Source organism: Streptomyces axinellae (assembly GCF_039532135.1).
GTDB lineage: Bacteria > Actinomycetota > Actinomycetes > Streptomycetales > Streptomycetaceae > Streptomyces > Streptomyces axinellae.
This window is the reverse complement of record NZ_BAAARJ010000002.1, coordinates 350,823-364,230: the sequence shown is the minus strand read 5'-3', so window position 1 is coordinate 364,230 and position 13,408 is coordinate 350,823. Positions and strand designations below refer to the sequence as shown.

The following is a 13,408-nucleotide window of genomic DNA, read 5'->3' as shown; positions in this document are numbered from 1 at the left end:
GGCGGCTGGCATCAGGGGCTCCGAATCGAGTGAGAGAGAGTTCCGCGTGTACGCGATCGTGCGCACCGGCGGACGCCAGCAGAAGGTTGCTGTTGGCGACGTCATCGAGGTTGACCGCATTTCCGAGAGCAAGGTCGGCGACAGCGTCGAGCTCTCCACCCTGCTCGTCGTCGATGGTGACTCGGTCACCAGCGACCCCTGGGTCCTGGCGGGTGTCAAGGTCCAGGCCGAGGTGGTGGATCACCACAAGGGCGACAAGATCCGGATCCAGAAGTACAAGAACAAGACCGGGTACAAGAAGCGCATCGGCCACCGCCAGCTCCACACCGCGCTGAAGGTCACCGACATCCCCGCCCCGGCCAAGAAGTAAGGACTGAGGAGAGATGGCACACAAAAAGGGCGCATCGTCCACTCGGAACGGTCGCGACTCCAACGCGCAGTACCTCGGCGTGAAGCGCTTCGGCGGTCAGGTCGTCAGCGCGGGCGAGATCCTGGTCCGCCAGCGTGGCACCCACTTCCACCCGGGTGCGGGCGTCGGCCGTGGCGGCGACGACACGCTGTTCGCGCTGGACGCCGGTGCGGTGCAGTTCGGCACCCGCCGTGGCCGCAAGGTCGTGAACATCGTTCCGGCCGCTGAGTAATCAGCTCGGCACGGAACAAGCACCACTCCGAGGGCGGACCTCCGCTTCCCGTACGGCGTACGTACGGGAAGCGGGTCCGCCCTTGGTGCGTTGAACTTCGAAACACAGGCACCACCCCGCTTCATCCCGCTCCACCCTTCACCGAGCACGCCGGGAGGCACCCTCATGACCACCTTCGTGGACCGCGTCGAACTGCATGTCGGCGCGGGTAACGGTGGCCACGGCTGCGCCTCCGTGCACCGGGAGAAGTTCAAGCCGCTGGGCGGGCCCGACGGCGGCAACGGCGGGCGCGGCGGAGATGTCCTCTTCGTCGTCGATCCCGATGTGACGACGCTGCTCGACTACCACCACGCCCCCCGGCGCAAGGCGACCAACGGCAGGCCAGGAGAGGGTGGCCACCGCTCCGGCCAGGAGGGCAAGGACCTGGTCCTGCCGGTGCCCGACGGCACCGTCGTCCTGGACCGGAACGGCGAGGTGCTGGCCGACATGGTCGGCGCGGGCACGACCTTCGTCGCGGGCCAGGGCGGCCGTGGCGGACTCGGCAACGCCGCGCTGGCCTCCGCCCGGCGCAAGGCGCCCGGCTTCGCGCTGCTGGGCGAGCCGGGGCAGGCGCGGGATGTCGTGCTGGAGCTGAAGACCGTCGCGGACGTGGCGCTCGTCGGCTACCCCAGCGCGGGCAAGTCCTCGCTGATCTCGGTGCTCTCGGCGGCCAAGCCGAAGATCGCCGACTACCCCTTCACCACGCTGGTGCCCAACCTCGGCGTCGTCACCGCGGGCTCGACGGTCTTCACGATGGCGGACGTGCCCGGCCTCATCCCGGGCGCCAGCGAGGGCCGGGGGCTGGGGCTGGAGTTCCTGCGGCACGTGGAGCGCTGTTCCGTGCTGGTGCACGTGCTGGACTGCGCCACGCTGGAGACAGAGCGCGATCCCGTCTCCGACCTGGACGTCATCGAGGCCGAGCTGGCGCGCTACGGCGGCCTGGAGGACCGGCCGCGGCTCGTCGTGCTCAACAAGACCGACATCCCCGAGGGCAAGGACCTCGCCGACATCATCCGGCCCGACCTCGAAGAGCGCGGCCTGCCCGTCTTCGAGGTCTCGGCCGTCTCCCGCCAGGGCCTCAAAGACCTGTCGTACGCGCTGGGCAAGCTGGTTGAGGAGGCGCGGGCTGCGCGGCCCGCGCAGGAATCGACCCGTGTGGTGATCCGGCCCAAGGCCGTGGACGACGCCGGTTTCACGGTCACCCGCATGGAGGACGGCCTCTTCCGGGTGCGCGGTGAGAAGCCCGAGCGCTGGGTGCGGCAGACCGACTTCAACAACGACGAGGCCGTCGGCTACCTCGCCGACCGGCTGGCCCGCCTCGGTGTCGAGGAGGAGCTGCTCAAGGCGGGCGCCCGCGAGGGCGACGGCGTCGCCATCGGCGACGAGGAGAACGCCGTCGTCTTCGACTGGGAGCCCACCATGGTCACCGGCGCGGAGATGCTCGGCCGCCGGGGCGAGGACCACCGCATGGACCTGCCGCGTCCTGCCGCCCAGCGCCGCCGCGACCACCAGGCGGAGCGCGACGAGGCGCTGGGCGAGTACGAGGACTTCGACCCCTTCGAGTGAGGACGGGCCCTTTCCAGTGAGGGACGCACTCTTTCGAGCGAGGCTTTCCGGTTCGCGTGAGGCTTTCGGCCGGCTCAGTGCTCGGGCTGGGGTGTGACGCCCTTGCAGCGGGGGGTGTTGTCGTCCGTCCCGGGCACGGCGGCGGACTTCACCGTGCGGAAGCGGGACAGATAGGTGTCGTGGAGGGCCGAGTTGTCGGCCTTCAGCAGGGTCTCGTCGTTCTTGCGCAGGGCCGGCCCCGAATAGTTGTGACTGCCGGTCCACACCACCTTGTTGACAGCGCCCGCGTAACGCCCGGAGATCATCAGGGTCTTGGAGTGGATGACCTCCTGGGAGGTGGCGGGGTCGTTGTCGTCGTCGTAGTGCAGGCAGCGGACGGCGGGGCCGCCCTTCTTGTGCAGGGTTTCCCAGGTGCCGGGGGAGCCGCCGCTGTCCTCGCTGTCGGTCTCGGCGTAGACGATGTCCACCGCGCAGCCCTTCTTCTGGAGCGCGACGAGCTTCTCCGCGATGCCCTGGCGGGTGAGCTTGAACATCGCCAGCCTGACGCTGGTGCGGTGGCTGCCGGAGCTGTCCGACCACCGGCAGGTGACGTTGTCCAGGATGCCGTAGACGGTGTCCGTCCCGTTGCCGCTGCCGGGGCGGGGGAAGAAGTAGCTGGTGTAGGGGGAGGCGGTGGTGCGCGAATAGCGCCAGCTCTGCCACTTCATACCGGCGGCCTTCGTGAAGTAGCCGCTGTATGCCTTGTAGGTGCCCGTCTGGGACACGACCAGCGCGTCGTTCCAGAACTTGGTGTAGCTGCCCGTCGAGAGGTTCGAGGACGTCTGGACCACCACGTTCCGTAAACCGCCGGAGTGGGAGAACAGCCAGTACTTGTTGTGCGCGATCGAGGTGCCGGCCTTCGGATTGCCCAGGCAGGAGCGTCCTTTGGGGCAGAGTCCGACGAAAGAGCCCGCCTTGCGGTCGGTGCCCAGCGCGTCGCGCAAGATGGCGTAGGACGTGCTGGAGGGCATGGAGCTGCGGCTGGACTCGTCGAGCAGGATCTGGACGTTGACCTTGCGGGAGCCGGTGTGCGCGGAGACGAGCGCGCGCGCCACCTCCGCGTCCCAGAAGTGGTAGACGGCGGCCTTGATGGTCGAGCGCGGCGCCGCGGCCTTGATGCGGGCGAGGATGTCGTCGCGGATGGCGCGCTGCTGGGCCGCCGTGCCGTTCGGGGAGTTGAAGACGGGGCCCGTCTTCAACGGGGCGGCCGACGCGGCCGACACGGGCGGCGCGGCTCCCAGATGGAGCCCTGCGGTGAGAAGCAGGGCGAGCGGTGTGGCGGCGGATCTCACGGGCGTTCCTCCAGACAGGCGGTGCGAACCGACTCGCCTGTGAGCGTAGGGACGGGAGAGCTTCCGTCATAGAACGCCTGCCGGACACCCTGGGGCGGGTGGGGCGGGTGGGTCGCATGCATACGGAAGGGCCCCAGGAGGCGATTGCCTCCCGGGGCCCCACACCCCCTTGTGCTCCCGTGCGCCGGGTTGTGCCGCGCGCGCCGCCCCCGGCCCCCGTGACGGTCGGCGTGTCGGCCGGTGTGCCGGGGGACGGCGCGAAAACGCGAAACGCGAAACGCGAAACGGAAAAACGGGAAAAGAGGGACCGCGGAAGAGGGGAGCCGTGACAGTCCCGTATGCCCTATGTGGTGACCGCGTCCTCGGGGTCGGTGGGGGCCGAAGCCTCCATCTCGGCCTCCTCCGCCGCGTCGTCCGCCTCCCGCTGGCCCGGGATCTCGGCCGTACGCCGCGCCACCCGGACGTTGCGGGCCTCGGCCTCGGCCGCCAGTTCCAGCGCCGCGGCGTTGAAACGGGCGAGCGAGGGCGGGTCGGAGGGGCCCAGCAGGTGGATCTTCAGTTCCTTGCGGGCCTGCGCCAGCGTGTCCTTCTCCGGGTGGCGCACCGACTCCAGCAGGCCGGGGACCTGCTCGGCGTCGGGGGTGAGAACCGTACCGGCCCGCACCGTCGGGAAGGTACGCCGGAACTCCTCCTCCTCCAGGCCGCTGGTGTTGGCCACGGCGTAGGGCTTCTCGCTGGTGAGGTAGTCCGAGACGACCGAGGAGACATCCGAGATGAGCAGGTCGGCCTGGTTGAAGCAGGTGAAGATGGCCGGACGCGGGCCGGTGACGATCTGGTGCTCCCACTCGGGGAAGGACGCCCAGAACGCCTCCTCCCACGCCTCGGTCGCCACCTGCACCCGCGCCGCCCGCCCGGGCTCGGGGGTGCCCTGCACCTTCATCCGCTCCAGTTCGTCCGCGCTGGCGCGGAAGGCGGTGGTGGTGATCCGGTCCAGCTCGGCCGTCCGGCGCTCCAGCTCGGCGGCGGTCTCCGGACCGCGCCGCTCGCCGCCGCGTGCCCCGTTCGCTTCCACGATCATGGCTCGAATGCGCTGGTCCGCTTCGCCCGCGCGGGGATCGACGGAGCCGGTCATCGGGTGCGGCTTGTACAGCAGTCGCACCCCGGGGTCGGCCAGCAGCTCCCGGACGATGTTCTCGCCGGCCAGCACCACGGAGGTGTTGCCCGGGTTGCCGTCCCAGCCCTCCCAGGTGGGCGCGTACAGCACGGTGGTGAAGGCGCCCTCGGGGGCCCCCGCGTACGGCTGGATCGGGGTGAGCTGCGGGCGGCCGACCTCGACCACGTCGCGGTCGTCCACCCCGACCTCGGCGAGCTGGTAGCGCTCGCGCGCGGCCTCTCCGGCGACCCACACCTGGTCGTACGCCTTGGCGTAGGGGTTGCAGGAGGAGAGCTTGTCGCTCTCGCCGTGGTTGGTGAAGGTGTGCTTGATCGTGGGGATGCGCAGCACCTGCGAGGTCTTGCCCGAGTTCGCCGGGTGCAGGAGCACCTTGAGCGTGGAGTGCTCCAGGTGCATGAGGTGGGCGACCTTGGGGATGCAGATGATCGGCACATCGGTGGCGTCGATCTTCTGCACCATGAACCGCTCGCGCAGCACGATCAGCGGCTTGCCGTCCAGCTCGGCGAGGGTGGAGAGCCACATGTTCGCCTGGTAGGCGGAGGTGGTGCCGCCGGAGAAGTACATGCCCACGGTGGGGCGGTATTCGGCCAGCCAGGCGTCCAGCCAGGCCAGCGCCTCGCGCTCGCTCGCGGGCCGCTTCTTCGGCAGCAGCCAGGTGCCCAGGTAGATCGCGCTGCCGAAGGAGAGGAGGAAGGTGCAGCTGACGCCGATCAGCCCCCACTCCTGGACCGACGTCCCGGCGCTCAGCACGAGCCCGACGGTGCCCGGCACCGAGAAGCGCAGCAGTCTGCGGCTGGGCTGGCGGGCCAGCAGCCGGGGCGGGGCGGCGGACAGGCCGAGCGCGGAGGCGTCGATGTTGCGGGTGACGACCGGCAGGGTGCGGGCGCGCCGCACCAGCTGGGCCACGGCCTGGCACAGGAAGTGCGCCGCGTAGGAGATGAGCAGCAGCAAGGTGAGCGGGCGTTCGATGTCCGGGGGGACGTCGGGGATGCGCACGAGGCCGATGACGATCAGCATGTCGCGCAGCAGCTGCCGCGTGGTGACGTCGAATCTGACCTTGCCGAGCAGCGCGAGCAGCCCCGGCTGCTGGTGCGTCAGGTACAGGTCGAGGGCGAGTCCCGCGAGGGAGGCGGTGACGAAGACAGGCACGTTCGGCAGCAGCGCACCCGCGAGCTGTGCGGTGTAGAACACCGCCAGCGCGAGGAGCGCCGTGAGCTGTACGGCGCGTCGGGTGGAGAGTCCGGCAGAGGGCACGGGCTGGGCTCCTGGCATGGAGATCGAAGGTTGCTTGCGTACAAGGGATGGCCTGTGGCGGGGCCTGAGTAGACCACTGACCGTATGACGGGCGGCGGTCAAGTGACAATCTTCGACGGGCCGGGATACGCGCTTACGGGGGCAAAGGTAAGCATCCTCACCCGTCCATTGCGCGAAACGGATGAGCGGCGGAACCAGGGCTGCCGTAGATTGCGCACCGGAAAGACCGAGACCGTGGCGGGGTCGGAGAACGGCGGCACACAGCCGCACCCGGGCGCGCCGCGGCGGCGACGGGCACGGGCACGAGGGGTACGTACGGGCGTGACAGGGGACACCGGCGAGACGGCTGCTGCGGAGGACAGGCCCGGGCCCGAGGGCGGCGACGGCGGCGGGCGGGGAGCCGTGGTGCGGGCCCGGCGGATCGTGGTGAAGGTCGGCTCCTCCTCGCTCACCACGGCGGCCGGCGGGCTGGACGCGGACCGGGTGGACGCCCTCGTGGACGTACTGGCCCGGCACGCCGACGCCGCGGGCCGCGAGGTCGTGCTCGTCTCCTCCGGCGCCATCGCCGCGGGTCTGGCCCCGCTGGGGCTGGCCGGGCGGCCCCGTGACCTGGCCCGCCAGCAGGCCGCCGCCAGCGTCGGCCAGGGGCTGCTGGTCGCCCGCTACACCGCGTCCTTCGCGCGCTACGGCCGGCGCGTCGGGCAGGTGCTGCTCACCTCCGACGACACCAGCCGCCGCGCGCACTACCGCAACGCCTACCGCACCCTGGACCAGCTGCTGAGCATGGGTGCCGTGCCCGTCGTCAACGAGAACGACACGGTGGCCACCGACGAGATCCGCTTCGGCGACAACGACCGGCTCGCCGCCCTCGTCGCCCACCTCGTCCGCGCCGACCTGCTCGTGCTCCTCTCCGACGTGGACGGCCTCTACGACGGCAACCCCGCCACCCCCGGCACCAGCAAGATCGCCGAGGTGCGCGACCCCGCCGAGCTGGCCGGCATCGACATCGGCAGCGCGGGCAGCGCGGGCGTCGGCACCGGCGGCATGGTCACCAAGGTGGAGGCGGCCCGCATCGCGGCGGGGGCGGGCGTGCCCGTGGTGCTCACCTCGGCGGTGCACGCCGCCGACGCGCTGGCCGGCCGCTCCACCGGCACCTACTTCCACCCGACGGGGCGGCGCGCGGCCGGGCGGCTGCTGTGGCTGGCCCATGCCTCGGCCCCCGTGGGCGCGCTGACCCTGGACGACGGAGCGGTGCGCGCCGTGGTCGAGCGGCGCACCTCGCTGCTCCCGGCCGGTGTCGCCGGGGTGGAGGGCGATTTCGCGGCGGGTGACCCGGTCGAGCTGCGCGATACGCGGGGCCGCGCCGTGGCCCGGGGGCTGGTCAACTTCGACGCCAAGGAGCTGCCCCGCCTGCTCGGCCGCTCCACACACGAGCTGGCCAGGGAGCTGGGCCCCGCCTACGAGCGCGAGGTCGTGCACCGGGACGACCTGGTGCTGCTACAGCAGTGACCGGTGATGTCGGGTGCTGTCCGGTGTGACGTATGTGACAGCACCGGGCGCCTGTGTCACCTGCGTCACCTATGACACCTGTGATGTCTGTGACACCTGCGGCGCCGTGGCGGGCTGGGCGGCTCGGCGGGATCCGGCTGTGCCGGGATTTCGCGGTGTGTCAGCGGTGTGCCAGAGGTGGGTCGAGCGGCGTGTCAGAGGTGGGCGGAACCGGAAAAAGACCGGCCTTTCCATGGACACCTTCCGGAAAACCGCCACGCGAGTGGACGAGGGCTGGTCAACTTTGACTCAGGGACCGGTTCGTGGAAGCACGTGCACGAGTGTCCGGCACGGCGGAAGCAGCAGCACACCAGCACCACTCCAGGAGGCCACCGGTGAGACGACTGGCCAGCGTCGATATGGCGTCTTCTCCTCAGCCCGAGACGCTTTCCCAACAGTGCGACGCGCCCTCCCCGCAGCCCGGGGACGGGCTCGAAGACAGGCCCGAGTCCAGGCTCTGGCACATCACGCTCAGCGTCGCGGGGGACGAGGCCCCGCTCGCCGACGTGCGACGCGCTCTCGAACAGCTCGCGCACGACCACCCTTTCCTCTTGACCAGCCGGTACGCCAACGACCATGCGGAGATCCGCTATTGGGAGGAGGCGCGCGACCTGCACGACGCCGCCGCCGTCGCCCTGCGGCTGTGGGGCGAGCACCGCGCCTCGGCCAAGCTGCCGCCCTGGGAGATCGTGGGCCTTGAGGTGATCGGCCGCGCGACCTATCACCAGCGCGTCGCCGAGGGCTACGGGCCACCGCCCGCGACCCCGGTGGGCGTACACCCGTTCTGAGCCGGTCCGTTTTCCGAAGGTCCCGTGTCACTGAGCGGCCCCTCGCTCTGAGCGGTCCCGCGCTCTGAGCGGTCCCCGTCGTACGGGGAGGCGCACGGAGACGGGACGGTCCCGGCGCTCCCCGTGGGACCGGACCGCGCCGTGCCCTCCGGCGCGGTTACGATGCGCGGCATGAGCGCATCACACAGCCACGCCCCGGCCCGGGAGCCGTCCGCCGCCGCCCGCCGGGAGCAGGCGCCGGACACTCCCGTCACCGCCACGGCACGCCGTGCGAGGACCGCCGCCGCAGCGCTCGCCCCGGCTCCCCGCACCGTGCGGGACGCGGCGCTGCTGGGCATCGCCGACGCGCTCGTCGCCCGTGCCGGGGAGATCGTCGCGGCCAACGCCGAGGATGTCGCCAAGGCCCGCGCGGAGGGCACCCCCGACTCCGTCGTGGACCGTCTCACGCTCACTCCCGAGCGGGTCGCCGCCATCGCCTCCGACGTGCGCGACGTCGTCGCACTGCCCGACCCGGTCGGCCAGGTGCTGCGCGGCTCGACGCTGCCGAACGGGCTGGAGCTGCGCCAGGTCCGCGTCCCCCTCGGTGTCGTCGGGATCATCTACGAGGCCCGGCCCAACGTGACCGTGGACGCGGCGGCCCTGTGCCTCAAGTCCGGCAACGCCGTCCTGCTGCGCGGCTCGTCCTCCGCGCACGCCTCCAACACCGCCTTGACCGAGGTCCTCCGCGACGCCGTCGCCGCGGCCGGGCTCCCCGCTGACGCCGTCCAGCTGGTGCCCGGCCTCAGCAGGGAGAGCGTGACGGAGCTGATGCGGGCGCGCGGCCTGGTGGACGTGCTGATTCCGCGCGGTGGCGCCTCTCTCATCAAGACCGTGGTCGAACAGTCCACCGTCCCCGTGATCGAGACGGGCACCGGCAACTGCCACGTGTATGTGGACGAGCACGCCGACCTGGAGACCGCGCTCGCCATCGTCGTCAACTCCAAGGCCCAGCGCCCCAGCGTGTGCAACGCCGCCGAGACCGTGCTGGTGCACGCCGGGGTCGCCGAGACCTTCGTCCCGCTCGCGTTCGAAGCCCTCACCCGGGCCGGGGTCACGGTGCACGGCGACGCCGTCTGGCAGGCCGTGGGCGGCGGGTCCGTGGTGCCGGCCACCGAGGAGGACTGGGGCAGCGAGTACCTCTCGTACGACATCGCGGCGGCCGTCGTGCCCTCGCTCGACGCCGCCGTCGAGCACATCCGCACCTGGTCCTCGGGGCACACCGAGGCCATCGTCACCGCCGACACCGCGGCGGCCCGCCGCTTCACCGCGCTGGTGGACTCCGCGGCCGTCATGGTGAACGCCTCGACCCGCTTCACGGACGGCGCGCAGTTCGGTTTCGGCGCCGAGATCGGCATCTCCACGCAGAAGCTCCACGCGCGCGGACCCATGGGTCTGCCGGAGCTGACGTCCACGAAATACGTGGTCACGGGGGACGGCCACATCAGGCATTGAATTCCCGCTCGCCCTGCCCAAATTGACCGCATAGGTCTACGCTGGACAGCGTGCCGGACGACGTGGGGGGTCAGCCGTTCCAGGACGGCGAGGAGCCCGACAGCCGCGACCACGGGCCAGCGGACGACGAGTTCGCCTCCGTGGTGCTCGACGAGGACTTCGTGCGCTCCGCCGAGGTCCACGAACCCACCGCGGCCGAGCGGATACTCGCGGCGGCCCAGTCGCACGCCGAGAGCGAGATCCCCCGCATCCTGGAGGAAGGCTTCGGATACGGGCGCGGCGAGGGCGAGTTCACCCACGACGACCCCGACGGTGACGACAAGGGCCGCTTCGACCGCTCGGACTACGACGCGGACTTCCCCGGCAACGGCCGGTACGCCGACTACCCCGAGGACATCGCCTACGACGACTTCCACCGCCCCGGCGAAGCGGACGCCCCCGGCGGTCCCCGCCGGGCCCCGGGCGTTCCCGGCGGTTCCGGCATTCCCGGCCTCTACCCCGGCCCCGCCCCCGGGCTCTTCCCCCGGCCGGGCATCTCCCCCGGCGAGCCGCACACAGCGGCCTCCGGCGGACTCCCGCCCGAGCTGGACCCGGCCTACGAACACGGAGCCGACTTCGGATACCCCTACGGCGCGCAGAGTGCCACCGGGCGCTTCGGAGGGCCCTACGGCGCGCACGGCGGTGTCCTGCGCCCGTACCGGGGCCACGGGAGCTGGCAGCGCCCCATCGCCTGGGTGCTGGCCGTGGTGATGGGCATCGGCATGATCGCGCTCGCCTTCACCGCGGTCTACCGGGGCGCTTCCGGCCAGCGCCAGGAGCCCACCCCGCCGCCCGCCACCACCGGCGTCGATCCGTCAGTCGTGCCCGGTGCGCTGCCGTCGGTGTCCGCCGACACCGAGGCACCCGTCGCCTCCGCCGAGCCGCCCGAGGGCTGAGCGGGCAGGGGCTGAGCGGTGCCGCCGGAAGGGCGGGACGCAGCGGCCGGAGGGCGGTCGCAGGGCGGGCGGCAGGCAGGCGGAGGAACCGGCCGCGAGGCCGGTCAGGGGGCGGGTCGGGATCCGGCCCATAAGATTCCCGGAAGTTGTCCGGGACCACGCCGTTTACCTTCGTCCGCCCGGTCCTACTCTGTTCTTATGTCCGGGCGAGTGGAACCTCCAGACGGGACGCCCGAGGGCGCTCCCGGAGGCGGCGACGACGAGTACCGATCCCTGGTGTTCGATGAGTCGTTCATCAAGGCTGCGCGGCTCCAGGAGTTCTCCGCGCAAGAGCGCCTGGACGACGAGGAGCACGCCGCCGTGCGCAGCCGCCCCGTCTCCGCCCTGGGCCGCCGCACGGGTCTGGGCTTCTCCCGCCAGGGCCTGGTGCTGGTGCTGCTGATCGTGCTGGCTTTCGGCACCGCGATCTACATGGGGATACGCAACCCGTACCAGACACCTCCGAAGCTGGGTTCCGAGCCGATGCGCAGCGAGATGCTGCCGCTCGCGCCCCGCGGCATGGTCCCCGGCGCCACCGCCGCCGACCTGTTCGAACACAGCCCGGCGGCGCAGTTCCGTGCCGGGGCGGACGGGGTGGTGCTGCCACCCGTGCGGCGCAGCGAGCACTTCTCCGAGAGCCAGGTACTGGCGGCGCTCACCACGGCCAAGGACTACGTGGTGGAAAGCTCGCTGGACCCCAACGTACTCACGGGCGAGGGCGTGCGGCGGGTGCGGCTCCTGCTGAACACCCGCCAGCAGGAACAGTTCGACCACAGTCTCGACAGCCCCCGCAACGACGGTCGGCACGCCGGCACGGCCTGGATGGTGCGCTTCGATCCGGCCAGGACGGCTCTGGCCGACCCCCGGGTGCGGGTCAACGGCACCCTCGCCGTCCACGAGGCGGGCCCCAACGCGCTGGAGGTCGTGGCCGACCATGTGTTCGTCTACGCGGTGCGCCCCGCGGACGCGGGTGAGGGCGAGGACGCCAAGAGGAACGCGTCCCTCTTCTCCGTGCGCCGCGAGATGCGGTTCCACTTCGACGCCGACGACCTGCGCAATCACCAGCTGAGCGTGCGCCAGAGCTCGATGCGGGCCGGGCCCATGAACTGCGCGGACGACCCCTCCGACACGCTGTCGCCGCTGCTGGCCGGCCAGCGGGCCAAGGACGCGGGGCTGGCGGGGACCGACCCCTACGCCCGGGGCCGGTCGACCGCCTCGATGTGCGGGCTGCTGGCGGCTAGCGCTCAGCCGAGCCCGGATCGCCCTTCCCATTAGGGCCGCTGTCCCCGTTGGACCCATGGGCGCCGCCGGATGAGCCGCCCTGGCCGCCGGAGCCCGAGGCACCGCGGCCGGTGAAGGTGTCACGCAGCTTGCCGCCCAGGTCGCCCGCGCCGCCGGCGATGTCCCGCACGAGACCCATGAGCGGGTCCTTGCTGTTCTTCACCGTCTCCGAGTAGTGGGTGGCCGACTGGCGGAAGGAGTCGCGCACGGACGTGTCCTTGTCGTCCTCGCGCTTGTCGTAATGGCCGTCCATTATCCGCTGGTGGTCGCGGCTGGCCTCCCACTTCTTCAGCTCGGCGGCGCGCACGGTGGTGAAGGGGTGGCTGCGCGGCAGCACGTTCATGATCTTCAGCACCGAGTCGCGCAGATCGCCGCCCGACTCGTACTCCTCGGCCTGGGCAAGAAAGGAGTCGACATTCATCTCGTGCAGGTGGTTGCCGCCGGCGAGCTTCATCAGGCCCCGCATCGACGCCTGGAGGTCCTGGCCGACCAGCAGGCCCGCGCGGTCGGCGGACAGCTCGGACTTGCGGAACCACTCGCGCAGCGCCGTCACGATCGCCATGATCGCCACGTTCCCCAGCGGGATCCACGCCACCTTCAGGGCGAGGTTGGTGAGGAAGAGCAGGATCGTGCGGTAGACCGCGTGGCCGGACAGCGCGTGGCCGACCTCGTGACCGACGACAGCCCGCATCTCCTCCTCGTCGAGCAGCTCGACCAGGCCGGTGGTGACCACGATGATCGGCTCGTCCAGGCCGATGCACATCGCGTTGGGCTTCGGGTCCTGGGTGACGTACATCGGCGGGACCTTCTCCAGGTCCAGGATGTAACAGGCGTCCCTCAGCATCGCGTTGAGGTGGGCGAACTGCGCGTCGCTCACCCGTACCGAGTCGGAGAGGAAGAGCAGTCGCAGACTGCGCTCGGGCAACAGCCCGCTCAGTGCCTTGAAAACCGTGTCGAAACCGCTCAGTTTGCGCAGCGCCACGAGCGCCGAGCGGTCGGCGGGGTGTTCGTACGCGCGGGATGAGATGCCCGGGAAGCGCCGCCTGTCGCGGCCGGGCAGGCGCTCCGTGCCGCCTGTGCCGTCTGTCATGGTGTTTCCCCCTCCTCGACTGGACTGTTCACACTAGAGGGTGGGACGCGGAGGAGGTCCTTCCCGTTGCGTCCCGCCGAGATCCGGTCCCGGGCCGGGGCACGCCCGCCGTCCGGCCCGTCAGGACCGTTCGGACCCTCCCGAAGCCGGCCTCCTGCGAAGCGAACGGGCACGGGAGGGGATCAGTTCCAGGCCGGTCGCACGCGCGAAATCAGGCACGGACGTCATGTG

11 protein-coding genes are annotated in these 13,408 nt (G+C 71.3%); 8 read left to right on the top strand and 3 right to left on the bottom strand.

The annotated features are described in order from the left end of the window. The first annotated feature begins 46 nt into the window (after nt 1–46). From rplU to obgE, 3 genes are all read left to right on the top strand, one after another. Nucleotides 47–370 (top strand): 50S ribosomal protein L21, encoded by a 324-nt coding sequence (rplU, locus tag ABD339_RS03995; RefSeq protein WP_344562122.1) that lies wholly within the window; start codon nt 47–49, stop codon nt 368–370. A 13-nt stretch (nt 371–383) separates the two neighbouring features. Continuing rightward, nucleotides 384–641, top strand: coding sequence for a 50S ribosomal protein L27 (gene rpmA, locus ABD339_RS03990; RefSeq protein WP_344562120.1), 258 nt, complete (start codon nt 384–386; stop codon nt 639–641). 165 nt (nt 642–806) lie between these two features. Beyond that, nucleotides 807–2,246 carry a GTPase ObgE gene (gene obgE, locus ABD339_RS03985; protein ID WP_344562118.1) on the top strand — a complete coding sequence of 480 codons (1,440 nt, stop codon included), beginning with the start codon at nt 807–809 and terminating at the stop codon, nt 2,244–2,246. Nucleotides 2,247–2,320: 74 nt separating this feature from the next. Here obgE and ABD339_RS03980 read toward each other — a convergent pair whose 3' ends face one another. Both ABD339_RS03980 and ABD339_RS03975 read right to left on the bottom strand, forming a co-directional pair. Next, nucleotides 2,321–3,577 (bottom strand): phospholipase D-like domain-containing protein, encoded by a 1,257-nt coding sequence (locus ABD339_RS03980; RefSeq protein ID WP_344562117.1) that lies wholly within the window; start codon nt 3,575–3,577, stop codon nt 2,321–2,323. 343 nt (nt 3,578–3,920) lie between these two features. After that, a complete protein-coding gene (locus ABD339_RS03975) occupies nt 3,921–6,005 on the bottom strand; it encodes a hypothetical protein (RefSeq protein ID WP_344562115.1) in 2,085 nt (694 codons plus the stop codon). Between the two features lie 402 nt (nt 6,006–6,407). On the opposite strand from ABD339_RS03975, the gene proB reads away from it, so the two are divergent. The 5 genes from proB to ABD339_RS03950 all read left to right on the top strand — a co-directional run bounded on the left by proB (nt 6,408) and on the right by ABD339_RS03950 (nt 12,081). Then, nucleotides 6,408–7,514: a glutamate 5-kinase gene (gene proB, locus ABD339_RS03970; RefSeq protein ID WP_344562355.1), complete on the top strand. Its 1,107-nt coding sequence runs from the start codon at nt 6,408–6,410 to the stop codon at nt 7,512–7,514. Nucleotides 7,515–7,888: 374 nt separating this feature from the next. Further along, nucleotides 7,889–8,341, top strand: a complete 453-nt coding sequence (locus ABD339_RS03965; RefSeq protein WP_344562113.1) for a hypothetical protein — start codon at nt 7,889–7,891, stop codon at nt 8,339–8,341. Nucleotides 8,342–8,512: 171 nt separating this feature from the next. After that, nucleotides 8,513–9,832 carry a glutamate-5-semialdehyde dehydrogenase gene (locus ABD339_RS03960; RefSeq protein ID WP_344562111.1) on the top strand — a complete coding sequence of 440 codons (1,320 nt, stop codon included), beginning with the start codon at nt 8,513–8,515 and terminating at the stop codon, nt 9,830–9,832. A gap of 50 nt (nt 9,833–9,882) precedes the next feature. Beyond that, nucleotides 9,883–10,767 (top strand): SCO2584 family spore wall biosynthesis protein, encoded by an 885-nt coding sequence (locus ABD339_RS33695; protein ID WP_425575874.1) that lies wholly within the window; start codon nt 9,883–9,885, stop codon nt 10,765–10,767. A 198-nt stretch (nt 10,768–10,965) separates the two neighbouring features. After that, nucleotides 10,966–12,081, top strand: coding sequence for an SCO2583 family membrane protein (locus tag ABD339_RS03950; protein WP_344562109.1), 1,116 nt, complete (start codon nt 10,966–10,968; stop codon nt 12,079–12,081). Here the strand turns inward: ABD339_RS03950 and ABD339_RS03945 are convergent. Continuing rightward, nucleotides 12,044–13,177 carry a M48 family metallopeptidase gene (locus tag ABD339_RS03945; RefSeq protein WP_344562107.1) on the bottom strand — a complete coding sequence of 378 codons (1,134 nt, stop codon included), beginning with the start codon at nt 13,175–13,177 and terminating at the stop codon, nt 12,044–12,046. The two genes, ABD339_RS03950 and ABD339_RS03945, sit on opposite strands and share 38 nt — an antisense overlap. Nucleotides 13,178–13,408 lie beyond the last annotated feature (231 nt).

Coding starts and splice junctions, on each gene's coding strand:
- ABD339_RS03950 (WP_344562109.1), top strand. CDS start 10,966: ATGTCCGGGCGAGTGGAACCTCCAGACGGGACGCCCGAGGGCGCTCCC.
- ABD339_RS03945 (WP_344562107.1), bottom strand. CDS start 13,177: ATGACAGACGGCACAGGCGGCACGGAGCGCCTGCCCGGCCGCGACAGG.
- rpmA (WP_344562120.1), top strand. CDS start 384: ATGGCACACAAAAAGGGCGCATCGTCCACTCGGAACGGTCGCGACTCC.
- obgE (WP_344562118.1), top strand. CDS start 807: ATGACCACCTTCGTGGACCGCGTCGAACTGCATGTCGGCGCGGGTAAC.
- ABD339_RS03960 (WP_344562111.1), top strand. CDS start 8,513: ATGAGCGCATCACACAGCCACGCCCCGGCCCGGGAGCCGTCCGCCGCC.